At 52.3% G+C, this 24,312-nt stretch carries 24 protein-coding genes and 1 pseudogene; 18 read left to right on the forward strand and 7 right to left on the reverse strand.

The features are described 5' to 3' along the window. Window positions 1-60: 60 nt before the first annotated feature. The 4 genes from JI735_RS37790 (at window position 61) to JI735_RS13570 (ending at window position 1,943) form a co-directional block, all read left to right on the forward strand. Complete coding sequence (locus tag JI735_RS37790; RefSeq protein ID WP_411830153.1) at window positions 61-219, forward strand: hypothetical protein; 159 nt, start codon at window positions 61-63, stop codon at window positions 217-219. After that, entirely contained in the window at window positions 168-554 is a 387-nt protein-coding gene (locus JI735_RS37795; RefSeq protein WP_411830120.1) for a beta-galactosidase trimerization domain-containing protein, read from the forward strand. The genes JI735_RS37790 and JI735_RS37795 overlap by 52 nt, the downstream gene beginning before the upstream one ends. 178 nt (window positions 555-732) lie before the next feature. Next, window positions 733-1,650 carry a LysR family transcriptional regulator gene (locus tag JI735_RS13565; protein WP_202677467.1) on the forward strand — a complete coding sequence of 306 codons (918 nt, stop codon included), beginning with the start codon at window positions 733-735 and terminating at the stop codon, window positions 1,648-1,650. Window positions 1,651-1,751: 101 nt separating this feature from the next. Next, window positions 1,752-1,943, forward strand: coding sequence for a hypothetical protein (locus tag JI735_RS13570; protein ID WP_039834083.1), 192 nt, complete (start codon window positions 1,752-1,754; stop codon window positions 1,941-1,943). Window positions 1,944-2,274: 331 nt separating this feature from the next. On the opposite strand, the gene JI735_RS13575 is transcribed toward JI735_RS13570, so the two are convergent. Beyond that, window positions 2,275-3,105: an AraC family transcriptional regulator gene (locus JI735_RS13575; protein WP_233476470.1), complete on the reverse strand. Its 831-nt coding sequence runs from the start codon at window positions 3,103-3,105 to the stop codon at window positions 2,275-2,277. 124 nt (window positions 3,106-3,229) lie between these two features. Between JI735_RS13575 and JI735_RS13580 the strand changes: the two genes are divergently transcribed. From JI735_RS13580 to JI735_RS13590, 3 genes are all read left to right on the forward strand, one after another. Then, window positions 3,230-5,260 carry a beta-galactosidase gene (locus tag JI735_RS13580; protein WP_039834082.1) on the forward strand — a complete coding sequence of 677 codons (2,031 nt, stop codon included), beginning with the start codon at window positions 3,230-3,232 and terminating at the stop codon, window positions 5,258-5,260. Window positions 5,261-6,071: 811 nt separating this feature from the next. Continuing rightward, on the forward strand, window positions 6,072-6,629 hold the full coding sequence (locus JI735_RS13585; RefSeq protein WP_039834081.1) for an SLOG family protein: 558 nt from the start codon (window positions 6,072-6,074) through the stop codon (window positions 6,627-6,629). Window positions 6,630-6,641: 12 nt separating this feature from the next. Then, a complete protein-coding gene (locus JI735_RS13590) occupies window positions 6,642-6,962 on the forward strand; it encodes a YciI family protein (protein WP_051051625.1) in 321 nt (106 codons plus the stop codon). A gap of 473 nt (window positions 6,963-7,435) precedes the next feature. On the opposite strand, the gene JI735_RS13595 is transcribed toward JI735_RS13590, so the two are convergent. Next, window positions 7,436-8,893 (reverse strand): amidase family protein, encoded by a 1,458-nt coding sequence (locus JI735_RS13595; RefSeq protein WP_039834080.1) that lies wholly within the window; start codon window positions 8,891-8,893, stop codon window positions 7,436-7,438. A 201-nt stretch (window positions 8,894-9,094) separates the two neighbouring features. On the opposite strand from JI735_RS13595, the gene JI735_RS13600 reads away from it, so the two are divergent. Beyond that, the gene (locus JI735_RS13600) at window positions 9,095-10,024 is read left to right on the forward strand and encodes a DUF6612 family protein (protein ID WP_051051624.1); all 930 of its coding nucleotides are present in this window, start codon (window positions 9,095-9,097) and stop codon (window positions 10,022-10,024) included. A 306-nt stretch (window positions 10,025-10,330) separates the two neighbouring features. Here JI735_RS13600 and JI735_RS13605 read toward each other — a convergent pair whose 3' ends face one another. The 4 genes and pseudogenes from JI735_RS13605 to JI735_RS13615 all read right to left on the reverse strand — a co-directional run bounded on the left by JI735_RS13605 (window position 10,331) and on the right by JI735_RS13615 (window position 13,004). Further along, window positions 10,331-10,825, reverse strand: a complete 495-nt coding sequence (locus JI735_RS13605; RefSeq protein ID WP_039834084.1) for a hypothetical protein — start codon at window positions 10,823-10,825, stop codon at window positions 10,331-10,333. A 93-nt stretch (window positions 10,826-10,918) separates the two neighbouring features. Further along, window positions 10,919-10,996, reverse strand: coding sequence for a hypothetical protein (locus JI735_RS37800; protein WP_411830121.1), 78 nt, complete (start codon window positions 10,994-10,996; stop codon window positions 10,919-10,921). 38 nt (window positions 10,997-11,034) lie between these two features. Continuing rightward, a pseudogene (locus JI735_RS13610) lies at window positions 11,035-12,336 on the reverse strand (HAMP domain-containing sensor histidine kinase); the annotation flags it as partial. Continuing rightward, window positions 12,324-13,004, reverse strand: coding sequence for a response regulator transcription factor (locus JI735_RS13615; RefSeq protein ID WP_039788156.1), 681 nt, complete (start codon window positions 13,002-13,004; stop codon window positions 12,324-12,326). The pseudogene JI735_RS13610 and the gene JI735_RS13615, both read right to left, overlap by 13 nt. A 167-nt stretch (window positions 13,005-13,171) precedes the next feature. Between JI735_RS13615 and JI735_RS13620 the strand changes: the two genes are divergently transcribed. The 9 genes from JI735_RS13620 to JI735_RS13655 all read left to right on the forward strand — a co-directional run bounded on the left by JI735_RS13620 (window position 13,172) and on the right by JI735_RS13655 (window position 21,789). Beyond that, on the forward strand, window positions 13,172-13,888 hold the full coding sequence (locus JI735_RS13620; protein WP_202677469.1) for a YceI family protein: 717 nt from the start codon (window positions 13,172-13,174) through the stop codon (window positions 13,886-13,888). A gap of 146 nt (window positions 13,889-14,034) precedes the next feature. Continuing rightward, the gene (locus JI735_RS13625) at window positions 14,035-14,424 is read left to right on the forward strand and encodes a (deoxy)nucleoside triphosphate pyrophosphohydrolase (protein ID WP_039834076.1); all 390 of its coding nucleotides are present in this window, start codon (window positions 14,035-14,037) and stop codon (window positions 14,422-14,424) included. Between the two features lie 148 nt (window positions 14,425-14,572). Next, on the forward strand, window positions 14,573-14,923 hold the full coding sequence (locus JI735_RS13630; RefSeq protein WP_039834075.1) for a DUF1648 domain-containing protein: 351 nt from the start codon (window positions 14,573-14,575) through the stop codon (window positions 14,921-14,923). Between the two features lie 119 nt (window positions 14,924-15,042). Continuing rightward, window positions 15,043-16,989, forward strand: a complete 1,947-nt coding sequence (locus tag JI735_RS13635; RefSeq protein ID WP_039834074.1) for a BglG family transcription antiterminator — start codon at window positions 15,043-15,045, stop codon at window positions 16,987-16,989. 231 nt (window positions 16,990-17,220) lie between these two features. Continuing rightward, window positions 17,221-17,502, forward strand: coding sequence for a PTS fructose transporter subunit IIB (locus tag JI735_RS37805; RefSeq protein ID WP_411830104.1), 282 nt, complete (start codon window positions 17,221-17,223; stop codon window positions 17,500-17,502). Between the two features lie 8 nt (window positions 17,503-17,510). After that, window positions 17,511-19,193 carry a fructose-specific PTS transporter subunit EIIC gene (locus tag JI735_RS13640; RefSeq protein WP_411830105.1) on the forward strand — a complete coding sequence of 561 codons (1,683 nt, stop codon included), beginning with the start codon at window positions 17,511-17,513 and terminating at the stop codon, window positions 19,191-19,193. Window positions 19,194-19,343: 150 nt separating this feature from the next. Beyond that, the gene (locus JI735_RS13645; RefSeq protein WP_039834071.1) at window positions 19,344-20,342 is read left to right on the forward strand and encodes a Gfo/Idh/MocA family protein; all 999 of its coding nucleotides are present in this window, start codon (window positions 19,344-19,346) and stop codon (window positions 20,340-20,342) included. 83 nt (window positions 20,343-20,425) lie between these two features. Then, window positions 20,426-21,352, forward strand: a complete 927-nt coding sequence (locus tag JI735_RS13650) for an ADP-ribosylglycohydrolase family protein (protein ID WP_039834070.1) — start codon at window positions 20,426-20,428, stop codon at window positions 21,350-21,352. Window positions 21,353-21,495: 143 nt separating this feature from the next. After that, window positions 21,496-21,789 carry a hypothetical protein gene (locus JI735_RS13655; protein WP_233476383.1) on the forward strand — a complete coding sequence of 98 codons (294 nt, stop codon included), beginning with the start codon at window positions 21,496-21,498 and terminating at the stop codon, window positions 21,787-21,789. A 54-nt stretch (window positions 21,790-21,843) separates the two neighbouring features. On the opposite strand, the gene JI735_RS13660 is transcribed toward JI735_RS13655, so the two are convergent. Then, window positions 21,844-22,749 (reverse strand): LysR family transcriptional regulator, encoded by a 906-nt coding sequence (locus JI735_RS13660; RefSeq protein WP_039834069.1) that lies wholly within the window; start codon window positions 22,747-22,749, stop codon window positions 21,844-21,846. Between the two features lie 378 nt (window positions 22,750-23,127). On the opposite strand from JI735_RS13660, the gene JI735_RS13665 reads away from it, so the two are divergent. Continuing rightward, entirely contained in the window at window positions 23,128-24,312 is a 1,185-nt protein-coding gene (locus JI735_RS13665) for an acetyl-CoA C-acetyltransferase (RefSeq protein ID WP_039834068.1), read from the forward strand.

The following is a 24,312-nucleotide window of genomic DNA, read 5'->3' on the forward strand; positions in this document are numbered from 1 at the left end:
TTCTCATCTTTGATGAGGCAGGGCGTTCTTTTTGGCAGGATATGAATATCAGGAAAAGGAGTGGAGGAATGGCGAGGAAGCGAAGTCCATTTACTCCGCGACCCCGAGGAGGTTCTGTATGAATGCAGCATTGGTGCGGCATTCTGCGGCTGGAGGGAGCCGAGCCGATTGCCTGGTATGAAGACGATTTCTTCGCCGGAGCTCCTGCGGTTACTGTAAACCGCTTTGGAGCGGGCAAACTGTATTACATCGGGACACATGCCGGTGAAGGGTACACAGGCATCCAGGTACACAGGCATCCTGGCTCAGGCGGAAGGATGGCGTCTCTTTTTCAACATCCGGGAGACAAAGGGGAGCAGCACGGCTTGCGGATTATCCTTCAACCCTGCAGCCTGCTTCTTCTGGGGGCCTTGAAGCTCATCACGGTGAAGCAGATCCAGCAGATCATATACGCTTTTGACTTCGCTGGTATTGATAACTGTTTCCCTGCCGTCCGGGTCCCCGGGCACCTTGAAACACCAATTTCTGTTTTCCATTACTCCCACTCCTTATGAAGTTTTGATAACCTCTTCTAACTTGAATCCACTTCGCAAACGAACTTCGGATGCGTATACTTAAGTTCATTCTGTCTCTGTTTTCATCATAATCCGTGAAGCGGATCATGTATAATGAAGAGAAATGATGGACGACATCACTGCGGCTGATGGCTGATCCGGGGGAGAGAGGCGGATTATGGATATTGGTCTTCTTAAGGTGTTTCAGGCAGCGGCTGAAGAAGGGAGCATTTCCAAAGCGGCCCAACGCTTGAACTATGTGCAGTCCAATGTGACAGCAAGAATTCAGCAGCTTGAACAGGAGCTGAAAACTCCGCTCTTTTACCGGCACAGCCGGGGCATCACGTTGACTTCAGCCGGACAGACGCTCATGGAATACACACTCAAAATATTTAATCTTCTGGAGGAAGCGGCACAGGCGGTTCTGGATTCGCCGGTTCCGAAGGGCTCGATCACGGTCGGCTCGGATACGACGGCTGCCGTGCGGCTGCCTGCCATCCTGTCTGCCTATCGCGGGTGTTACCCTGACGTCGAGGTTCATCTGCAGATCGGACGAAACAATGATCTCATCGACGCCGTCCTGCAATATACCGTGAACGGAGCTTTCGTGGACGGACCGGTCGAGCATCCGGAAATTATTCAGGAGCTGGTCATCAATGAGAAGCTTGGACTTATCGTTCCTGATGCGATAGACTATCAGGGCCTTCAGTCGGTCCATGACAAGACGCTGCTGATTCTGAATGCGAACTGCATTTACCGCACCAGGCTGGAAGAGTGGCTCGGAGACGAGGGCTGCCGGCTCGGGAAGGTAATGGAATTCGGGACCATGGAAGGATTGCTGGGATGCGTAAAAGCCGGGATTGGGTATGCGGTTCTGCCCGTATCTTATTTTAACCGGATGAATGTGACAGAGGGAATCCGCTGCTATCCTTTTCCGGAGAGGTATGCGGAGGTTCCGACAGTGTTTATCCGGCGGCGCGACCTGTATATGACCAGCGCCTTCCGGGAATTCATAGAAGAGCTGAAGATGCGCCTGCCGGAGGCTGTGTGCGGAGCGGATATCCCTGCGGCAGAACCCGGCGGAGCCGTAAAGTAACAGGGAGCGATCCGGTACTTGGTCCATGGAGCCGGAACGCATCAGCCGGGGTATTATTCTCGGAAACTAACGGGTATAATGGATAAAAGGAGATGATTTCCATGTCTGACTTTTTTAATCCGGGTCCTACTGTACCCAGGCCGGACCCCTACGCCCACAAAGCCAAGCATGATGCCATCGCGCGTAATTATCATCACAAAGGCATAACAGGCTTCTGGAGGCAGGTTACCGATCTGGTGATAGCGGTGGCTGTGCTCGCGGTTATCGCGGGCCTGTGTATCTGGCTCTTTTAACGAATTTACCCACATGGTCTTATGCAGAATTTGTCCGAATGTACACAAGCAGCGGCACCCCGGCTGATTCAGCCCCAGGTGCCGCTGCTTCTGTTCTGAGGCCGGAAGTCCAAACATTCCCCGGAGTTACGACCCTACCCCATAATGTAAAACTAAAGTTCATCTTAAATAGTCATCATGAATATGCATGAATTAGGTGTACAAAATCCCACTAAAACCTTCTGTAGCCCGGATTTCAGCGAATTAGTTTTACTTTTTCCACTTAGCTTCAGTTCCTTATGAACCTCCTTGCGTTCCCCAAGCTTTCCAGTTCTCCACTTCCTATAGAAAATCAATGCAGCCGCCGGAATTGATCCGGCGTGGTTCCAGACTGCTTGCGGAAGGTGGCCACGAAGTGGCTGACATCGCGGAAGCCGACCTGCTGCGAAATGGCTTTTACGGTTAGATCGGGCTGGCTGACCAGCAGCTCCTTGCTCTTGCGGATACGCAGGCGGACGAAATAGGCATATGGCGAAAGCCCGAAGGTCTGCAGAAACAGGCTGTTAAGGTAGCGGCCCGACACATTAAGCTGCAGAGCCAGGTCATGCAGGCCGATATCGGGATCGCCATAATGGCTGTCCATCCATTTCAGCAGTGGCTGCACCTTGTCCACATTGCGGGAGATGGAGGTATTGTTGTGCAGGTGCCCATATTTGCTGAGCGTCAGGAGGAACCGGTAGGCATCGGTAGAAGCACCAAGGCTGAACATATCCTCAGCGGCATCGTGCCGGTCGAGCATTTCCTTCAGCATCAGGGGCAACGGCGCCTCGCTCTCCCAGCGGTAAAAGGAGTTGGCGTTCATGCCGAGTGAATCCAGAATCTGCCGGGCAGAGCTTCCCCCAAAGGTCAGATAATAGGTGCACCACGGTTCAGCGGACAGCGCTTCGTACCTGTGGGAGATCCCCGGGAGCAGAAGTACGCCGCTGCCTTCGGCGAGCGTAAGCTTTTTATTCTCGAAATGGATGATTCCCTCACCCTGCGAGGTCTGGAGCCAATGATAGGCGTGGTAGCCTTCAGGGCGGGATACTTTCTCCTGATCGGGGTTGTAGCCCATGCTGTCGAGTGTAATCGGCAGGTGGTATCCGCCTTCTTGGCCGAACACAATTCTGCGGGGGGCTGTCACGGGCAAATGTATCCTCTCCTTTTGTTCCATATTATTATATGTCTTGGTGGTAATTTTATATTTAAAGGGAATCGTAGAGCGTTTACAATAAGAATATACTTATACTATAAAGGATGTGCGATACGTGATCAACGATAAATTGCCAAAGATTTGGTACGGCGGAGATTACAATCCCGAGCAGTGGGACGCCCCGGTATGGGCAGAGGATGAACGGATGTTCAAGCTGGCGGGTATTGATGTTGCTACGATTAATGTATTTTCATGGGCGCTGATTCAGCCTTCGGAGGATACCTATGATTTCTCCGGCCTGGATGAATTGATGGACCGTTTATATAACAATGGAACCTATGTCTGCCTGGCTACAAGCACAGGAGCCCATCCGGCCTGGATGGCCCACCGCTATCCTGAAGTGACCCGGGTCGATGTGCAGGGCAGAAAGCGTAAATTCGGCGGACGCCACAATTCCAACCCGAACAGTCCGGTCTACCGTAAATTCGCTGCCAAGCTGGCGGGCAAGCTGGCTGAGCGCTACAAGGGCCATCCGGGGCTGGTGGCCTGGCATATCTCCAATGAATATGGCGGCTACGATTATTCCGAGCAGTCTGAAGCAGCTTTCCGGGTCTGGCTGAAGAACCGTTACGGCTCGCTGGATGCGCTCAATAAAGCCTGGAACACCCGCTTTTGGGGGCACACCTTCTATGATTGGGAAGAAATTGTTGTACCAAGCGAATTGAGTGAGGAATGGAACGGCAACCGGACCAACTTCCAGGGAATTTCCCTTGATTACCGCAGATTTATGTCGCATAGTCTGCTGGAATGCTACAAGCTGGAATATGATGCCATCAAGCAGCACAGCACGAACGTTCCGGTGACCACCAACCTGATGGGCTTCTACCCGGAGCTGGATTATTTCGAGTGGGCTAAGCATATGGATGTTGTCTCCTGGGATAACTACCCGTCGCTGGATACGCCGGTCAGCCATACGGCCATGACGCATGACCTGATGCGCGGTCTGAAGAACGGCCAGCCGTTTATGCTGATGGAGCAGACGCCGAGCCAGCAGAACTGGCAGCCGTACAACTCGCTGAAGCGTCCAGGTGTAATGCGCCTGTGGAGCTATCAGGCGGTAGCGCGGGGTGCGGACACGGTGCTGTTTTTCCAGCTCCGCCGTTCCATCGGCGCCTGCGAGAAGTATCATGGCGCTGTCATTGAGCATGTAGGACATGAGCATACCCGGGTCTTCCGTGAATGTGCCGAGCTTGGCAGAGAGCTGGGGCTGCTGGGCGACCAGCTGCTGGATGCCCGCAGTGCAGCGCAGATCGGCATTATCTACGACTGGGAAAACCGCTGGGCGCTTGACCTGTCAAGCGGACCTTCTGTAGCGCTGGATTATGTGAACGAAGTGCATAAATATTACGATGCGCTGTATCAGCAGAATATCGAAGCCGATATGATCGGTGTCGAAGAAGACCTCTCCAAGTATAAGATTGTTATCGCTCCGGTGCTGTATATGATCAAGCCGGGATTTGCCGAAAAGGTTGAAGCCTTCGTGAAGGCGGGCGGCACCTTCGTTACGACTTATTTCAGCGGCATCGTGAACGAAAATGATCTGGTTACCGTCGGGGGCTACCCGGGCGAGCTGCGCAAGGTGCTCGGCATTTGGGCTGAGGAAATCGACGCCCTGCTGCCGGGAATGAGCAATGAAATCGTGATGAGCAAAGAATGGGGCGCACTGAACCGCACTTATCCGTGCGATCTGCTGTGCGATCTGATTCACGCGGAAGGCGCTGAAGTGCTGGCTGAATATGGCGCTGATTTTTACAAAGGTATGCCGGCTCTAACCGTGAACCGCTTTGGCGAAGGCAAGGCTTACTACGTGGCAACCAGTCCGGATGCGGCGTTCCTGCAAGGGTTCCTGTCAAACCTGTGTGCAGAAAAAGAGATTCAGCCGCTGGTCAGCGCGCCGGATGGCATCGAATCCGTACAGCGCGTCAAAGACGGTGTATCCTATCTGTTCCTGCTGAACCATAAGGAAGGCGAGCTTAGCGCTGACATCGGTTCCGTGCAGCGCACCGATCTGCTGACGGGTAAAACCTTCAGCGGCACGGCCGTGGTTCCGGGGCGGGGCGTTCTGATTTTGTCAGACAAGGGCTAGGAATCGCCGTAGTCCTCTTTTAGGATAACTATTGCGGCGAATCTTTTACATGAGTGCACTTTCTGCTGTATTTTGTGCAACAGATTTGCGGATTTGGAGTCAAAAACAGCTTTTCCAGCAGATTCAAATGTACAAAGTACATTAGATTGAGTTTTTCGGCCGATTTATGGGTCATCAGCTGTACAAAGTGCAACAGATGGCGGGTGAGACTATCCGGTACAACTGGAGTGTTTCAATCGCCTAATTCTATTCTTGACGTTGGTTACCCAATGGACACGTATATATTATGCGTGCTAAAATAGTGGGTATAAAGAAGATCAACGGTTCCGTATACTAAAAAAGGAGACCCCGCCGCGCCAACGGCAAAGTCTCCTTAGGACCAGTAAGGCTGTGGATCACCACGGCGCGCACGAACAAAAATGCTAGTTCAGGCGAAACCCACCGTTAGGGTGCCAACCTATTTCGCGGTGGGTTTTCGCTTGTTCCGAAGTTTCCGACGCAGTATACGATAGAGCTTCCGTACACTGAACACAAGGCTCAGTAACGAAACGATCCAGCGCAGTACATCGCAGCACGACACAAGGTTGACCATCGGCGCCTCCCCCTTTCGGTAAGCTGCGCCGTGGTCCGAAACATCCACCACATTAAAAGTCCATGGAGCAAATGATAGCATGGCCCATCCGCTCACACTACTATTCATTCAACCCCAGAACAAGAAAATTGTTTGAAAGACAAAGAATGTTCGATCTTTGCTTTTGCGAACTTCGTTAATTAGTTGGCGAAGAGTAACGGTTCAGGAGAGAGGCAGCACATGACAACATTACTGGTAACAGGCTACCGTGCGCATGAGCTCGGGATTTTTGACAGCAAACATCAGGGGATTCCTTATATCAAAAAAGCGCTGATGAACAGATTGATCCCGCTCGTCGAGGAAGGGGTAGACTGGATCATTACACCCGGCCAATACGGTGTGGATCTGTGGGCCTGCGAGGTGGTGCTTGAGCTGAAGCGGCAGTATCCCGGGCTGAAGCTGGGCATTATTACAGCACATGCCGCACCGGAGGAAAGGTGGAAGGAAGAGAAGCAGAATGAATACCGGCGGATTGTGGCCGGGGCCGATTACTATGGGGCGGTCAGCAATGCTCCGTATGACGGCAGCTGGCAGTTCCGGGCCAGAGATGACCTGTTGTTCCGCAAAAGCGATGCCATTCTGCTGTTCTATGACGAAGATGCCGCCGAGGGGAGTCCGAAATTTTTCAAGGAGCGTGCTTTGAAGCTGAATGAAGAAGGAGACTATGGCCTCTATCTGATGCATGCCGAGGAGATTCAGAATATTGCCGATGAAGAGAGCCAGCAAGGCTATGAATAAGGAGGACAACAAATGAGTGCTGTGAATAGCGAAGAGGATATTTGTTATGTCATTTTGTTAAGTCCAACCCCGCAGGACCGGAGGGATATGGATATCATCCGGGCGCATGTCAAACATTTGCAGGAGCTTGAACGCAGCGGACAGCTGGTCATGTGCGGCCCCTTCAGCGACAGTCCGGGCGGCATGGTTATTATCCGTGCGGAATCCCGCGAAGAAGCTGAACAGATCGCTCAGCGTGATCCATACATTCTTACGGGAATCCGCAGCTATGAGCTGCGCACCTGGGGACTGTCGCATGCAGGTAATCGGCACATGGGCATTGCAGAGGAATAGAAGAGGCAGCTTTTCCCTAATTTAATTGTATAGGAAACTATGATTACTTCCACATGTGGATAAAAATTATGCTTAAAGTTGTAGCAACGGCAGAAATGCCGTTGCTGGCACGGCGAAGGCCGAGTTCTGAGGGGGGAGCTGGTCTAAATATCCTAATTCCAACTAGCAATTATCGGTTTCTTCGCAGGTGCTAGTTGGAAAAAGGGAGCTTATTTTTTCGAAAATCAAGAAATCCAGAGATTTAAGTGGAAAAAGTAAACTTAATTGGGCTACTTTTCTTGTCCAATGGCGAAATGAGCTGAATTAGTGACCCTTTTTCCACCTCATCTACCCGAGGATAGGGTACTCCGGCAAATTAGTGTCCCTTTTTCCACTTAAAGAGTTGCCGTAGGATTCATGGGGAATCGTTCTCCAGGTAACGCTAGAACCAAGACGGCTGCGCTGTCCCGTGGAGGATGGCACAGCCGTTTTTGTTATAGAAAGCTTCGCAGCGAAGGTGCTTTGCGGATCTTGCAGTTCTGCTCGTAGGCATAGGCCAGCCGGATCAGCACCGGCTCCTGATAGGCCCGGGCAGAAAAGGTCACGCCAAAGGGAACGCCGGCAGAGGTGTAGCCGGAAGGCACGACGATGGACGGATAACCTGCCCTTGAGGTAATCCGCGCGCCGAAATCAGCCGGGAACAGCAGTGCGTCAAGCTGATGCTCCTTCATGGCGGCATCGATTCCGAGCTCCTTGCAGAGCCGGAGATCCGTTGCCCGGTCGCGCAGATACTGCGGCTCGGTGAACGTTCCGGTGGAGGTATATTCGGCATCCAGCAGCGTGAATTGTCCATATCTCAGCGTCTCTATAGGATGGGCATGATTGAAATCGATGATATCCTTCAGCGTGCGCATCGGGGCTCCCGGGCCGAGACGGGCCAGATAGGCATTCAGTGAGGTTTTGAATTCATTCAGTACAACGGAAGAATACTTGATCTCCCTCGCTGTCCGGATGTCTGCGGGATCAATGATGGTGGCGCCAAGCCCGCGCATCCGCTCCATCGAGGCATTGAACAGCGCCAGCTGCTCGTCTGTCAGCTCCTCAAAATAATAATCCCGCGGAATGCCGATCCGCGCGCCCTGCAGTCCGTTCTTGTCGAGGAAAACCGTATAATCCTCATGCAGACGGCCAACGCCTGTGCCCATGGCGGCGTCGCTGTCATCCTTGCCCAGCATCGCGTTCAGCAGCAGAACAGCATCGCGGACTGTGCGCGCCATGGGACCGGCGGTGTCCTGTGTGTTCGAGAGCGGCAGTATGCCGGAACGGCTCAGCATACCTACAGTCGGCTTGATGCCGATGACCGAGCCGAGATTCCCGGGATTAAGAATCGACCCGGAGGTTTCCGTGCCTACGGACACTGTGCAGAAATTGCAGGCCACAGCTACTGCGGAACCGGCGCTGGAGCCGCCCGTCGGAGTGGATATGTTGTAGGGATTAAGCACCTGTCCGCCGCGCGAGCTGTACCCGGAAGGCATGCCATTCGTCATGAAATTGGCGAATTCCGTCATGTTGGCTTTGCCCATAATGACCGCCCCGGCTTCTCGCAGCCTGGTGACAATAAAGGCATCTTTCCCGGCAAAAGAATCCGCCAAAGCCAGCGAGCCTGCGCTGGTGTGCATTTTGTCGCCTGTGTTGATATTGTCTTTGAGCAAGACCGGTATACCGTGCAGCGGCCCGCGCGGTCCTTGCAGGGAGCGTTCCACATCCAGAGCTTCGGCGATGAAAAGGGCATCGGGATTAATCTCCAGGACGGAGTTCACCGTCAGCCCGCTTTTGTCATGCTCGGCGATGCGCTCAAGATACATGAGGACTAATTGTCTGGACGTCATTTGGCCGGTTTCAAGCGCAGCCTGAATCTCCGGAATGGTAGCCTCCACGATTTCAAAACTCATGCGGTTCACGCTTCTTTCCTGTAGGTTATGGCCTTCTTGTTCATCTAACCATAATCTGCCGTATGTTGATAGGGGATTCTTTCCAAAAAAAGTGATGTTAGAAATCCCGCCCGATTGGTTAATAGTTGACATACACACCATGGCAGATGTTACCATCTAAAAATCTAAGGGGCATCGGCACACTTTTCGTAGGAGGAAGACATGTTGAAGAAATGGATTGCGGTAGTAATGGGGGCAGCGCTGGCCTTAAGCCTGAGCGCTTGCGGAAATGACAAGAACACAGAGAACTCTGCAGAGGCGTCAACTGCGCCTAACAATGCAAGCAGTGCGGCTCCTTCAGACTCTACGGCTCCATCGGCGTCTGCGTCGGCCGCACCTGTAGAGCAAGCCTCAGAGCAAGGGGTTCCGGCGTTAGATGAGCTTATCCGGAAGTCGGCAGAAGCCGCCAAGGATCTCAAAAGCTTCGGGATGGATTCGCAGGTTTCGCAGAATATGACCATCAAGGGCGAAACGGCCAAGCAGCAAAAAGTAGAAATGACTACTAAATCTGAGTTAATCAAGGAACCGCTGCAAATGCATCAGGCTGTCAAGGTGGATAGCGGGCAAGGTGTACAGAATGTGGAGCAGTATATCACCGGTTCCGGCATCTACTCCCAGACAGGCGGGCGCTGGTTGAAAATCCCGGCAGAGATGTCGAAACAGATGACAGCTTCGCTGGAGCAATCCGCCAATCCGGAGGCGCAACTGGAGCAATTCAAAACCATTGCCAAGGATACGAAGGTCACCGAGGACGGCAATAATTATCTGCTGACGGCGGATGTATCGGGGGATAGCGTCAAAGAGCTGGCCAAAAGCTATCTTGAACAGAACGGCGGTGACAAGAGCCAGGCAGCGCTGGTAGAGCAGATGGACATCAAGAGTATGAAGCTAGTATATGCGGTGGACAAGAAGACTTATCTGCCCACCCGTACGGATGTTGAAATCATGATGGATATGACCAATGATGGCCAGAGCATCAGCATGGACACCAAGATGAAGACAACGATTAATCAGCATAATGAGATCAGTAAGATTACAGTGCCGGAAGAAGCACTAAGTGCCAAGGAAGTAGAGATGCCTGCAACAAAATAATGCGGATAGCGGCAGACTGCTATTAACTTTGAAGTTTTGTGTATTTAACAAAGGACAGTTCCTGGGCCGAAACGGCTGCCGGGACTGTCCTTTGTTGTCCGATGAGAATCGGCGGTCTCTAAATCCGGGAAGCACACTTGATCGTTCCGGACACAGGAGCTCTTATTTCGCAGAATTCTTCTGTTCAGCCATTCTTGCGGACTGAGAATACGTTATTTGTGCCCATTCTCCTTCATACGTATCATTTGAGCTCAACTAACGTCTCCTGAGTCCGCATGAGCAAATTTGAATCAGAATGCAGCGAATCTAGCCCTGCGTCCGGGCAAATCCTTCTTCCGCCAGATATTCCTCGGCTTCTTCAAGTGTCTCAAAGGCCATCTCCAGCTGAAGCCCGGCGTAGAGATACCACAGGTCATCCTCCGGCTTCAGGCTCAGCGTGTGCCCTTCATGATTGGTCCACAGCGACCCGGCGGCGGCTGCGGGTTTTTTCTTTCTTTTGCCGGGTGCGGGCGCCTCTGGAATAAACATGGACAGGGAGGCAATAGATGCCTCCAGCAGGCTCCGCAGTTCAGGTTCTCCGTAGTCGCGGATATTTACCATGCCCTTGTCATCCGTCTCATAACCGCGCAGCAGTCCCCCATACACAAAACCGTTGCCATTCGGATGGAGATGGAAGGCTACGGTTTTTTTCTCGTGGCGGCTTTGCTCCAAGTGATAATTCACCCGGCCGAGCGATACGTTTCTCCGCTCTAGCTCGGGGTAGGAATCAAGAATAGCCAGTTTCTGTTCAAAAGTAAGCATATACAGCCTCCGGTTTACGGTTTCAAATACAGTCGTCTGATTATACCATGCCGCCCGCTTCAAGGACCAGAACCGGACATCAACCAGCCGGGCCTACCGCCATAGCGGCAGGGTTATTACAAACGTGCAGCCTTGCTCCGGCCCGTCGCCAAGCCGGAGGCTTCCGCCCATCGCTTCGGCAAGCAGACGGCTGAAGGTAAGGCCAAGCCCCAGCCCCGGAGCGTGCTTTGCTTGCCGCTGCTGCGGAAGAAGGCCTCGAAGATCCGCCCGCGGTTCTCCTCGGGGATGCCCGTTCCATTATCCGTAACGGTAATCACTGCATAGCCCTGCGGGTTCTCTTCCAGGCGGAGGTCCAACTGAAGCATCTGTCCCGGCTGCTTGGCCTGAACGCTGTTGTTGAGCAGATTGACAAGAATCTGCTGAATGCGCAGCGGATCTCCCCGCAGGAACAGGGGCTCCCCGGGCAGCTGAAGCTCCGGCGTACAGACCTCCCCGTCCTGGGTCAGCTTCCACTGATAGACGATCTCCTCCAGCAGCGGAACGGCCTCCAGCCTGTCATGGCGGATGGCAACAATGCCAGCGGCCAGGGCGTTGTAATCCAGCAGATCTGCGACCATGCGCTGCAGCCGCCCAGCCTCCAGCAGAGCAATGTCGAGGAATTCACCGGCCTCCTCGCCTTCGACAATGCCCTCACGCACCGCATGCACCAGTCCTTTGATGGAGGTGACCGGGGTTTTCAGCTCATGAGAGACCCCGGCCAGCATCACCGCCCTGGACTGCTCGAATTGCTGCAGCTTGCCCGCCATCTCCTGGAAGGAGAGCAGCAGCTCGTGAATCTCGCGCTCCTTGGCCTCCGTCTCCAGGATGATGTTGTATTTCCCTCCGCTGATCTGTGAGGCCGCGGAGGCTACACGCTGAATCGGCTTCGCCAGCTTGATGGACAAGAGATAGATGGTCAGCCAGCTTAAGATAATCAGGAAGACGATCAGAATAGAGAAGAAGGTGATCTCTTCCCGGGGAATGTAGCGGAGCGAGCGTTTGGATTGCAGCACCATCACCTGTCCCCGCGTTTTGCCGTTTCCCTGAATCCGGGCGCCAGCCGCCTTGAACTCTGGGCTTCGCGCCGCGTCCAGGCTGTCATTAAGCTCGTAGCGCATTTCCTTCTCGGTCATCTCCGGCTGTGAGAACAGCAGCTCGCCCTGGGGACCCGTGATAATGACGCACATTTCCTGCGTCAATTTGAAGAACCGCTTGCGGTCCTCAATCAGCTGATGCAGAGCCGGGGTGACATTCAGGCTGCCGTCTGCACTGACGCTGCGGTCGGCAATCTCCTGGGCGAGCAGGGCCGTGGTCTGCATCCGGTTGCTCATCGCCTCCTGCTGAATCCACCAAAAGGTCACAAGCGCGGTGAGCAGGAGGCCGGTGCCAATAATCAGCAGATAACGGACCGTCCAGTAGGAGAGGATGGAGGTGTGCTTTTTCCGCTGCTGCTTCCGCTTCAGGTGGTCCATAATTGATACCCCGTTCCTCTAAGCGTGCGGATTTCGCCTTCTTCGGCAGGCCAGTGCGAAAGGGCCTGGCGCAGCCTTTTGATCGACAGATCCACCGCCCGGTCGCTTCCGTCATAGTCCATTTCCCATACATGCTCCAGCAGCTGATCCCTGGTGCAGATCTGATTCGGGCGCTCTGCGAGGAAGAGCAGCACCGACAGATCGCGGGGGCTTAAGGAAACCTCGGCCCCGTTCAGGAATACACTGCGGGCACCAAAATCTATAAACAGGCTGCCGTAATGGCGCTTGCGGCTGCCGTCGGACCACTGTGAAGGGCGGCGCAGCACCGCATTTACGCGGGCCACCACCTCTTCGGGAATGAAGGGCTTGGACATGTAATCGTCGGCCCCTCCGTCCAGTCCGGCCAGACGGTCGCCGATAGAGTCTCTGGCCGTCAGCATAATCACGGGACAACTGCTTTTCTCACGGATCAGGCCCAGCAGCTCGAAGCCGTCCATATTCGGCAGATTAATATCGAGCAGAATCAGGGAAGGCGGTGCAGTCTCGAAGGCTTCCAGCGCGGTGCGCCCGTCTGCAGCGAGGGTGACCTGAAAGCCCGCCTTTTTGAGATAGGCCGCAAGCACGCGGGCAATCGCTTCCTCATCTTCGACAATCAGAATGGATTTCATCATAGATACTCCAGTCTCCTTAACAGCATTCAACGGTTAGTTAAAATTACGACAATTTTACCACAATGCCGTTCACGCTGCTTTGACTTATTCCCGACATATTGCTTTGTTAGAATGGGAACCAAGCCATAGACGGCATTTGCAAAAATTTGGATGGAGGGAATAGGATGAAGAAAAAAACAATCGCCATAACTGCCGCCGGAGTCGTTATCGCAGGAGCTATTACAGCATTTACGTTGCTCAATAACACCCTGGGCAATAATGTTGAAATCGAGTCCGTTATTCCGACACAGGAGACAGGAGCTTCGAACGGCACGAACACGGCGGATGCAGCCGCCGCACCGGCAGGAGCCGCCGTTACAGCAGAGCAGTTAAATGGTGCCTGGAACATCGCTGACACCTCAAAAGTATACTGGTCGGTAACGACCTCCAAGGAAACCGTCAATTTCGTAGACCCGGCAGTTACAGGAACCTGGAATGTGAACCTGGACGACGCAAGCGCGATGACCGGCGAAGGAACGGTAGAGATGAGCGCCCTGGACTCCGGCAACGCGCAAAGGGACGAGCATGTAAAAGGAGCGGACTTCCTGTCCGTCACAGAATTCCCGCAGTCGACCTTTACCGTCAAATCCTTCTCGGAGCTGCCGGCGGGATGGACGGAAGGCACAGCGGTACCGGTTCAGCTGCAAGGCATGATGACAGTAAAAGGCATTGAAAAAGAGGTCACCTTTGATGCCCAGGCCGTATACAGTGGCGGGCAGCTTATGCTGTCAGGTACAACCACTGTAACCTTTGAGGATTTCGGCATGGCCAACCCGCACTCAATTGTACTGGACACCGAAAATAATCTGGAGGTCCGCCTGGAGCTTGTACTGTCGAAATAACAGGACTAGCTCAGTGATATCAATAAAAAACTCTTCCCGGCTGCACCCTATTAGCAGCTTTCGGGAAGGGTTTTTTTGATTTTCGCTGGATATCCAACCTGCTGAGAGGTATATTTTTACTTATACTGTGTGAAGGGGGAAGCTCTGTGATTGAAGTAGCAGCGGCGATTATACATAACGATGAAGGCCGTATCCTGATCGCCCGGCGGCGGCAGGGCAAATCACAGGCGGGCTTGTGGGAATTTCCCGGCGGCAAGCTGGAGGACGGCGAAGACGCGCCGGCTTGCCTGCGCAGAGAGCTGATGGAGGAGATGGGCATCGCGATCCTCCCTTACGCGGCTTTTGGAGTGAATGAGCATGACTATGACGGTTTCACGATCAGGCTGATTGCCTGGGAGGCCGAATATGCGGAAGGCAGCATCACGCTTAACGACCATGACGCTTTCCGCTGGGTGACTGTGAAGGAGCTGGAAGGGTTTGCTTTTGCCCCGGCGGATATCCCTTTTGTGAACAGGCTGCTGGAGCCGTTAAAGTAAGCGGGCCAGCAGACGATATACAATATAATGGAAGAGGAAGAGTACATACTTAAGCTGAGGATTTCAAAAAGCGGGTGTATTTGCTGCGGGCAGACGAAGGCAGCCTGCTGCGCACCCGATGTTTGTAGCAACAGGAGGTTGACAATGTATGTTCAAAAGCAGACTGACGATGATCTTAAGCAGTGCTGCGGCCATGGTTCCTATCGTGCTGTATTTCTATCTCTACTCGCGGCTGCCGGATTTCGTGCCGGTTCATTATACCGGAACCACGGCTGACCGGTTTGTAAATAAATGGAGTGTGGATGTCGCCATGCTCTGCCTGCTCGGCTGGTTGGGCTTCGGCTTTATGCGGCTGCTGCAATTCTTATTGCGTAAAATATTCCTGAGCAGCTATATCCACAATATGGCGTCCATTCACCGGATCTGGAATGCGGCAACCTTGCTTGTGACGGCCGCCTTTGCCGCGATTAGCGTCTGTGCCCTGCTCGCTATGATGTAGCGGGATGCTCTTTCCACAAGTTATGTTAGCAATCCGATATTGTAGCTATAATAAGGAATATAGAATGAAACCTATTCTTAACCCTTTCGGCTAAACTAAATCGAATATGGGAGAGCAGAATGAACAAGAGGCAAACAGAGATTATGCGGAATTTGTTAACTGAACCAGACCGCTTATGGCTAGTGCAGGATTTGGCGGATCAGACCGACTGCTCGGACAAAACCATTCGAAGTGATCTGAAGGTCATTCAAAAATATATTAACAAGCATTCCAAAGCACAACTTGTGAGAAAGCCGGGGCTTGGGATTTATCTGGAGCTGGGTGAAGAAGACCAGTCAGTCTTGCTTCAGCTGCTGTATTCAGAGGAGCATGTGGCAGAACATGAATCAGATGAAGAAAGAGTGCTGCATATCGCCTATCGGCTTCTGATGAACGCCAGCCCGGTGACTACGCAAGAGCTTGCTGAACAGTATTATGTGAACAAAATGTTAATCCGCAGGGATCTGGAGAAGATTGAGCACTGGCTGCATAACCTTGATCTGGCGTTAATTATCCGGCCCCGCATAGGCCTTATGATTAATGGCACCGAAAAAAATAAACGTCTGGCCCTTGCCAGGCTGAACCAGCTGATTGACAGCCCTGAGCTCACAGGACAATTGATGCGCAAACAGTTTGAACCGCATGAGATTGCAGCTGTAAATCATGAATTGAAAATATTTCAGGAACAGCACAGGCTCTTTTTCACGGATGAAACCTTCGAAGGGCTGATGCTGCATATTCTGCTGATGGTCAAACGGACCAAGCTGAACCAGCCCGTTTCACTCTTGGAACAGGATGTTGCCTTCCTGCAGGAAAAAGAGGAGTATAGTTGGGCCGCAGCATTTTTGCAGCAACTGCATAAGCTGTTTTCAGTCTCATTCTCACGTGAGGAAGCGGCCTACCTGACCTTGCATTTGCTTGGCGGAAAGTTCAGATATGGGCAGGAGGAGACAGAGGGGAGACGGACCCTGTTGGCGGACAGCCACCCGCTTCTGCCGGAACTGGTCAGGCAGCTGGTCCAGCGGATGTCGGAACTAAATATGATAGAGTTCTCCAGCGACCAGGTGCTCCTGAACGGACTCAAGGTTCATTTGTACACCACGCTAAACCGTCTCCGTTATGGATTGAAGGTATCCAATCCGATGCTGGCCGATATCAAAAAGATGTATCCCTATATGTTTGACCGTGTTATTGAAGCTCTGGAAGCGGCGGGCCAAGCCGTTCAGCAAACGTTTCCAGAAGAGGAGGCCGCCTATATCACTCTGCATTTTCAAGCTTCCGTTGAACGGCTGCAGCAGAGCGAGCGGCAACCGCAAAAGGCTGTCATAGTGTGTCACATGGGAATTGGCATGTCCCAATTGCTTCGTACAAAAGTGGAACGCAAATTCCCGTCGGTGCATGTCGGAACAACGATATCCAAAGCTGAGGTCAGGAGATATCTGGCCGCACATGACGTGGATTTGGTGATATCAACCGTGGCTCTTCCCGAGGACGTTCAGCATATCGTCGTCTCTCCGCTGCTGGAACCCAGGGATGAGCGCTTGCTGGAACAGGCCATCCGGCGGCTGGATGAGCCTGACCGCAGGGTGGAAGAATCCGTTTTTCTAAAGTATACAACCCCGTTCCTGGTCTTTCCCCGGCAGGAGGCGCAGCGTCCCGAACCGTTAATTGCCAAGCTGGCAGGAATGCTTGAACAGAAGGGCTACGCGGAGCAGGGCTACGCGGAAAGCGTGTTGGCGAGGGAGAAACTATCCAATACTACCATTGGCGGAGGGGTGGCTATCCCGCATGGGAATTCGGAGTATATTAGACAATCTTCTATTGTTATTGCTGCGCTGAAGCAGCCGCTGCCCTGGGGGAACGAAACCGTGCAGTTGGTGTTCCTGCTCGCGGTCAAACATGACGAACGGGAAGAAATGCGGAGGCTGTTCAGAGAATTGTCCCGGATTAGCGAGCAGCCTGCACTGGTCAGCGCGTTAGCCAAAGAAACGGATGCGATGGTCCTGCTCCGAAAGCTGGGCGGATAAATAGCAAATGGAATATGCGCTGGAGAGGGGTGTCTCAAATAGCCGTGAAGCGGCTGCTTGGGATACCCCTTTTTTGGGGGGCAGAATGGACCTGGGTACTTATGGAGGATGGCGATGCTTTGTTAGTATTGATCCGTTTTTCCGGAAGTTCCGGTAAAAAGTTTATCCGATATCCGCGAATAAGGTGGATATAATTTAAAATGTAAGCGCTGATAATAGTGGAAAGGGACGATGAATATGAAAATATTAGCGATAACCTCGTGTCCTAACGGCATTGCACATACCTATATGGCAGCTGAGAATCTGCAGAAAGCGGGGAAGAAATTAGGCATTGAAATCAAGGTGGAAACACAGGGCTCCATCGGCGTGGAGAATGCGCTGACGGAGGACGAAATACGTGAAGCAGACGGCATCATTATTGCAGCGGACAAGACCGTAGTGAAAGACCGTTTTGTCGGAAAGAAGCTGCTGGTTGTCGGAGTGCAAGAGGGATCCGCCATCCGGAAGAATTGATCCAGCGGGTGATTAAAGGCGAAGTGCCTGTATACCAGGCACAGTCACGTTCTAACGACAGCCGGCCGGGTGATAAAGTGCCGAAACAAAATCCGGTTTACCGCCATTTGATGAACGGAGTCTCCTATATGGTGCCCTTTATCGTCATTGGAGGGCTGCTGATTGCAATTGCACTGACGATTGGCGGCGTGAAAACACCGGGCGGTCTAGTGATACCGGAAGGCTCCATCTGGAAGAACATTCAGGATATCGGGTCTGCTGCATTTACTTTCATGGTGCCCATTCTGGCAGGATTTATCGCAATGAGCATTGCAGACCGGCCAGGACTTGCTCCGGGTATAGTCGGCGGATTTATCGCCGCGAACGGTAGCTTTTACGGCAGTGAAGCAGGTGCAGGGTTTATTGGCGGGATTATCGCCGGTTTTCTGGCGGGTTATGTAGCCCTCGGCATCCGTAAAATTAAGGTTGGCCGGGCGCTGCAGCCGATTATGCCCATTATCATTATTCCCGTGCTCTCCTCACTGATTGTGGGTTTGATCTTTATCTTTTTCATCGGAGCTCCTATTGCCCACTTGTTTGAAGCGTTAACCGGCTGGCTTGCCGGCATGCAGGGAACAAGCTCGATTCTGCTGGCTTTGATTCTGGGCGCTATGATCTCCTTCGATATGGGCGGTCCGGTTAATAAGGTCGCCTTCCTGTTTGGATCGGCCATGATCGGTGAAGGGAATTATGAAATTATGGGACCTATCGCCGTAGCCATATGTATTCCGCCGATCGGGATGGGACTGGCTGCAATGATCAGCAAACGTAAATTTGCAGCTGCTGAACGTGAGGCCGGCAAAGCGACATTCACCATGGGGCTGTTTGGGATTACTGAAGGTGCGATTCCTTTTGCTGCCCAGGACCCGCTGCGCGTAATTCCGAGCATCATGGCCGGCTCAATGGTTGGTTCGGTTATTGCGATGCTGGGCAATGTGGGAGACAGAGTAGCTCATGGCGGGCCTGTTGTGGCTGTACTGGGTGCAGTTGATCATGTTGTTATGTTTTTCATTGCGGTTATCGTCGGATCTGCCGTAACGGTGGCCATGGTGAGTCTGCTGAAACGGGACGTTGCAGTTGAGGATCACCCTCTTGAAGTATCGGCTGATGCTCCGATAAGCATGGGAAATGTCCAGCAGGCCAAGCCAGCTGAAACTTCAACAGCCGCTGGCGTGGAGCCGCCCACAGCACGTATTGAGAAACTGACCGATATTGTAACGCCCGATCTGATTAAGCTGAATTTAGCAGGAACCACACAGGACACTGTTATTGATGAAATGGTTGCCGTTCTGGTGAACATCGGGGCCATCAGTTCTGCCCGTGACTTTAAAGAAGGGATACTGGCGCGTGAAGACGAAAGCACCACAGGCATCGGCATGAATATTGCCATCCCTCATTGTAAATCGGACGCGGTCCTGAAGCCGAGTGTGGTTTTTGGCATCAAGCAGGACGGAGTGGATTGGAAAAGTGTAGACGGCAGCCGCGCGAAGCTGATATTTATGATTGCCGTACCGCGCAACAGCAGGGAAAACACACATCTGAAGGTGCTGCAAATGTTGTCCCGCAAGCTGATGGATGATGATTTCAGAGAAGCGCTTCTTGCGGTTGCGACGAAGGAGGAGGCCTATCTGCTGCTTGAACAGGTGCGCTAATTCAGGGTAGAAGAGTAAAATTAGGCTGACGATCCCTAACCCCGGGACCGCCAGCCTGTTTGTGTGCTTGTTCTCGCCGAGCCTGTACTCGCAAGGTATAGTTTGATAGAATCAAAAGTACCTCAGGCCAATCATAAGGAGGATTCATCAATGACAGTCGATAACGCTTACAAGGTAAAGTGGGGAATTCTCAGCACCGGCTGGATCGCGCACCAGTTCGCAACCGATCTGGCCCATGCATCGAACGGGGTTGCCTATGCTGTAGGTTCGCGCAATCAGGAGAGCGCGGATGAGTTTGCCAAAAACCACGGCATTCCGGTAGCCCATGCCACGTACGAGGATTTGGTCCATGATCCGGAGGTGGACGTCGTTTATATCGGGACCCCGCATCCTTTTCACAAAGACAATGCGCTGCTCGCGCTGCGTGCAGGCAAGGCGGTGCTCTGCGAGAAGCCGTTTACGGTGAACAGCGGTGAGCTGGAGGAGATTGTGGCGTATGCCCGTGAACATAAGCTGTTCCTGATGGAAGCGATGTGGAGCCGCTACATTCCGGCCAACGTCAAGGTCAGAGAGTGGGTTGCCGCACAGCGGATTGGAGACGTCCGGCTGGTCAAGGCGGATCTCGGCTTCCGGGCAGAATGGAATCCAGAGAGCCGTCTGCTGAACCCGGCGCTGGGCGGCGGTGCGCTGCTGGACGTCGGCATTTATCCGGTTTCTTTTGCCTCCATGATCTTTGGACCCCACCCGGAGAGTGTAGCCAGCACTGTACATATGGGTGAAACGGGGGTAGATGAGCATTTCTCGCTGCTGCTGTCCTATGGCGGCGGCAAAACGGCTTCCCTCAACGGCGGGGTGCGCCTGAATATGCTGCAGGAGGCCTATGTGTTCGGGACGGAAGGGCATATTGTTGTAAAGGGCTCTTTTGTCAATCCAAAGTCAGCTGAGTTGTATGTCGGCGGTGAGCTTGTGGAGACCTTTGAAGACGACCGGACTTCTATCGGGTATGCCTTTGAAGCGGAAGAAGTGGGGCGCTGTCTGCAGGCGGGACTTACGGAGAGCCCGACGCTGACGCTGGATGAATCGTTAGCGATTCTGAAGCTGCTGGATCGGGTGCGTGCGGAGTGGGGACTTGTGTATCCCGGGGAATAAACGGCGAATGGGCGTATGGACACAATGATTGCCCGGTTCAATGACGGGCGATAGACAGAAGATGAATTACAGGAGGTGCGAAAATGGCACTGGACAGCGACCGGTATCAAGGCTGCCTGCAAGGGCTGGCAGCAGGTGATGCGCTGGGGACTACCGCCGAGTTCAAGGCACCGGGGACTTTTGCGCCGCTGGAGGACATCGTCGGCGGCGGAGTGTTCGGGCTGCAGCCGGGGCAATGGACCGACGATACCTCGATGGCGCTGTGCCTGGCGGACAGTCTGCTGGCGGCGCCGGGCTTTGATCCTGCCGATCAGATGCGGCGGTATGTGCGGTGGTTCCGCGAAGGATACCTCAGCAGCACGGGGGAGTGCTTCGACATCGGGAACGCTACGCGCTCTGCGCTGCTGCAGTTCGAGGCCGGCGGCGAAGCGTACAGCGGCTCGGAAGATCCGCGCAGTGCCGGGAACGGCCCGATTATGCGCCTGGCCCCGGTGGTGATGTACTATGCGGAGGACCCGGTGGCAGCCATAGAGTACGCTGCGCGAAGCTCGCGGACCACCCATGCCGCTGCAGAGTGCGTGGATGCCTGCCGCCTGATGGCAGCTTATATCCTCGCCGGACTGCACGGCTGGAGCAAGCAGGAGCTGCTGGCCCCGGACGCCTTCGGCGGCTGGCTGGAGGAGGAGGCACTGTCCCGCAGCATCCTGGACATTAAGCGGGGTTCTTACAAGCTCAAGGCTCCGCCGGAGATTAAGGGCTCCGGCTATGTGGTGCAATCGCTGGAAGCGGCGCTGTGGGCATTCCACGGATCGTCCAGCTTCGCCGAAGGCGCGCTGCTGGCCGTGAATCTGGGCGATGATGCCGATACTACCGGCGCGGTCTACGGCCAGATTGCCGGAGCCTATTACGGCCTCGGCGGCATACCCGCGCAGTGGTCGGGCAGACTTGCCATGCGTGGTCTGATCAGCGATTACGCCGGACGGCTATACAACGAGCGGGCAGGAAGGTAAGCGGATAGAGACGGTAGGAAGGTAAGCGATAGAAGACGGCAGGAAGCAAAATAAATAGAACATCAAAGAAGCTCCGCGGCTGCGGAGCTTTTTTGATGTTCGGGAAGTTATGATTTTCTTCCGTTTTGGATAAGGAAGGATAGTTGCGGGTTCACTTTGACCCGCCTGGGGCGGATTTGCTCAGAAACAACGGCAGAAATGCCGTTGTTGGAGCACCGCAGGCGGGAACGGGACGAAACAACGGCAGAAATGCCGTTGTTGAAGCGCCGCAGGCGGGAACGGGACGAAACAACGGCAGAAATGCCGTTGTTGAAGCGCCGCAGGCGGGAACGGGACGAAACAACGGCAGAAATGCCGTTGTTGAAGCACCGCCGGCGGGAACGGGACGAAACAACGGCAGAAATGCCGTTGCCCACACACCGTGGTTCACAGCCTGAGGCATTAACCTAACGCGACATAATCAATGGCTGTGCAGCGATTCGGTCCAGAATTCAAGAGCTGCTGTTTTGAGCGAAATGATCAATGATAATTTTCTTTACATGTCTTTCTACATGACTGTACCGGTCTTTTGCAGGCTGGCAAAGAATGACCTTCCAAGTGATCGGTTGATGAAAGGGAACTTCGATGATGTCAGAAATATTGAAAAAATCATGAACGGGTGAAGGCAAAATTGTTATAAATTTAGAGCGTTTGGTTACTTGTAAAAGGAAGTCCCAAGACGCTGACAGAATAGAGATCTGCGGCTGAATATTCTCTTTTTTAAATTGCTCCAGCAGTTTATGGTGAATCATAAAAGTATGATTAAAGATGGCTAAGGGTTCGTTATTGAGCTGCTCCCAATAGATTTTCTCATGGTTTGCCAGAGGATTGCTTGAACTCATAAAGGCGGTTAATTCATCCTCTTGCAGCAGATATTCGTTAATAGTAGTAGGATCGATATTTGTGGGCTGCAGTAAAATAGCAAAATCCAACTCTTTTAAGGTCAGCATTCTCCGCAATTCATATGCCCCGGCTTCGATGATTTCAAATTTAATATCAGGATTGGTCGACAGCATGCTGGATAGGATATCGGCGAAAACAATTCCTAATATAAGCGGCGGGATGCCGATTACTATTTTGCCTTTGAATTGAAAGGAGTCCTCGCGCAGCTCGGCCAGCATGTTTTGATAATTCTTCACAAGAGTTTTTGCGTTTTCAAAAAACCTTTCCCCGGCAGGCGTTAAGTTCTGTAATCTTCCTTTGTAGCGTTCGAATAGATTGACGTTTTCTTCGTCTTCAAAATTTTTAATTAATAAGCTAAGAGACGGCTGTGTAACACATAATTTTTTGGCGGCAACAGATAGATTACAGCTGGAATTTACAATTTCAATAAAGTACTCTAAATGTTTTATATCCACTACTAGATTCCTCACTTCTATAAATTTTATCTATAGCATGTGATATGAATAGTCGTGCAAGTTATCACGGGTTACCGGGAAAAAGGCTGATCTTGGGCTGTATTCTTCTTGAAAATAGCAAATTACACTTGGTTTGTCCACGAGGTTTATCCTGATTTTGGTTTTTATTTTTTTTATAGCTGAATTTTTTTAGAAATAGCTTTCCTGGCAAGGATTTCCCCATGATATTAATTTATTTTACAGCTTATATAAAAATTTGGTTTTAGACAGAACTTTGAAAGCGGTTTATTGTTATTCGCGTAAGCAGTTCAGTTATGATTGTGAATCTTATTACACGGTGTGTTCACCAGTAACCTGGGAAAGAAAGCGGGGAAGAGTATGAAGGAAGTTGTTATTGTGTCAGCGGTGAGAACCGCAGTGGGCTCTTTTGGGGGAGTTTTTAAAAATGTATCGGCTATTACCTTAGGAACAGTTGCTGTAAAGGGTGCATTGGCAAAAATTAATTTAGACCCTGCAGAAGTTGATGAAGTTATTTTAGGTAATGTTTTACAGGCCGGGTTAGGGCAAAATGTCGCAAGGCAGATATCTATACAAGCCGGGATTCCAATGGAAGTGCCGTCATATACCATCAATAAAGTTTGCGGTTCAGGCTTAAAGTCCGTTCAGCTTGCGGCTCAGACAATCCTGTCCGGCCAGGCAGAGGTTGTAGTTGCAGGTGGAGCAGAGAATATGAGCCAGGCGCCTTATCTGCTGCCGACAACCCGGTGGGGACAAAGAATGGGTGACGGAATCATTATAGATTCGATGGTTCATGATGGGTTAACGGATGCTTTTAATCAATATCATATGGGAATTACTGCTGAAAATATCGCTGAAAAATACAATATTACGAGAGAAATGCAAGATGAGTTAGCGGCAGCAAGCCAAAATAAAGCGGAGAAAGCCATCAAAGAAGGAAAATTCAAAGGGGAGATTATTCCTGTTGAGATTCCGCAGCGGAAAGGCGCGCCAGTAGTAGCGGACACCGATGAGTACCCTCGTATGGGAGTGACCGCAGAAAGCCTGGCTGAATTAAAACCGGCTTTTAAAAAGGACGGCACAGTAACAGCAGCCAATGCTTCAGGCCTGAATGACGGTGCGGCAATATTGATTGTGATGAGCAAAAACAAAGCTGAACGTTTAGGCTTAAAGCCGCTTGTAACGATTAAAGCTGTTGAATGTGCAGGGGTTGCCCCGGAAATTATGGGTACAGGACCCATTCCGGCAACAAAAAAAGCCTTGGCGGCAGCCGGTGTAACGGTGCAAGATCTAGATTTAGTTGAAGCGAATGAAGCTTTTGCGTCACAAGCATTATGTGTCGTAAATGAATTAGGAATAAACATGGATATGGTCAATGTAAACGGCGGAGCCATTGCTTTGGGGCATCCCATTGGCGCCAGCGGCGCACGCATATTGGTAACACTGATTCATGAAATGGAAAGAAGAAAGGTTCAAACTGGTTTGGCAACTCTATGTATCGGCGGTGGGCAAGGCATTGCCATGATTGTAGAGAGAGAGGGGTAA

The sequence above is a fragment of the Paenibacillus sonchi genome (assembly GCF_016772475.1).
Classification (GTDB): domain Bacteria; phylum Bacillota; class Bacilli; order Paenibacillales; family Paenibacillaceae; genus Paenibacillus_AQ; species Paenibacillus_AQ sonchi.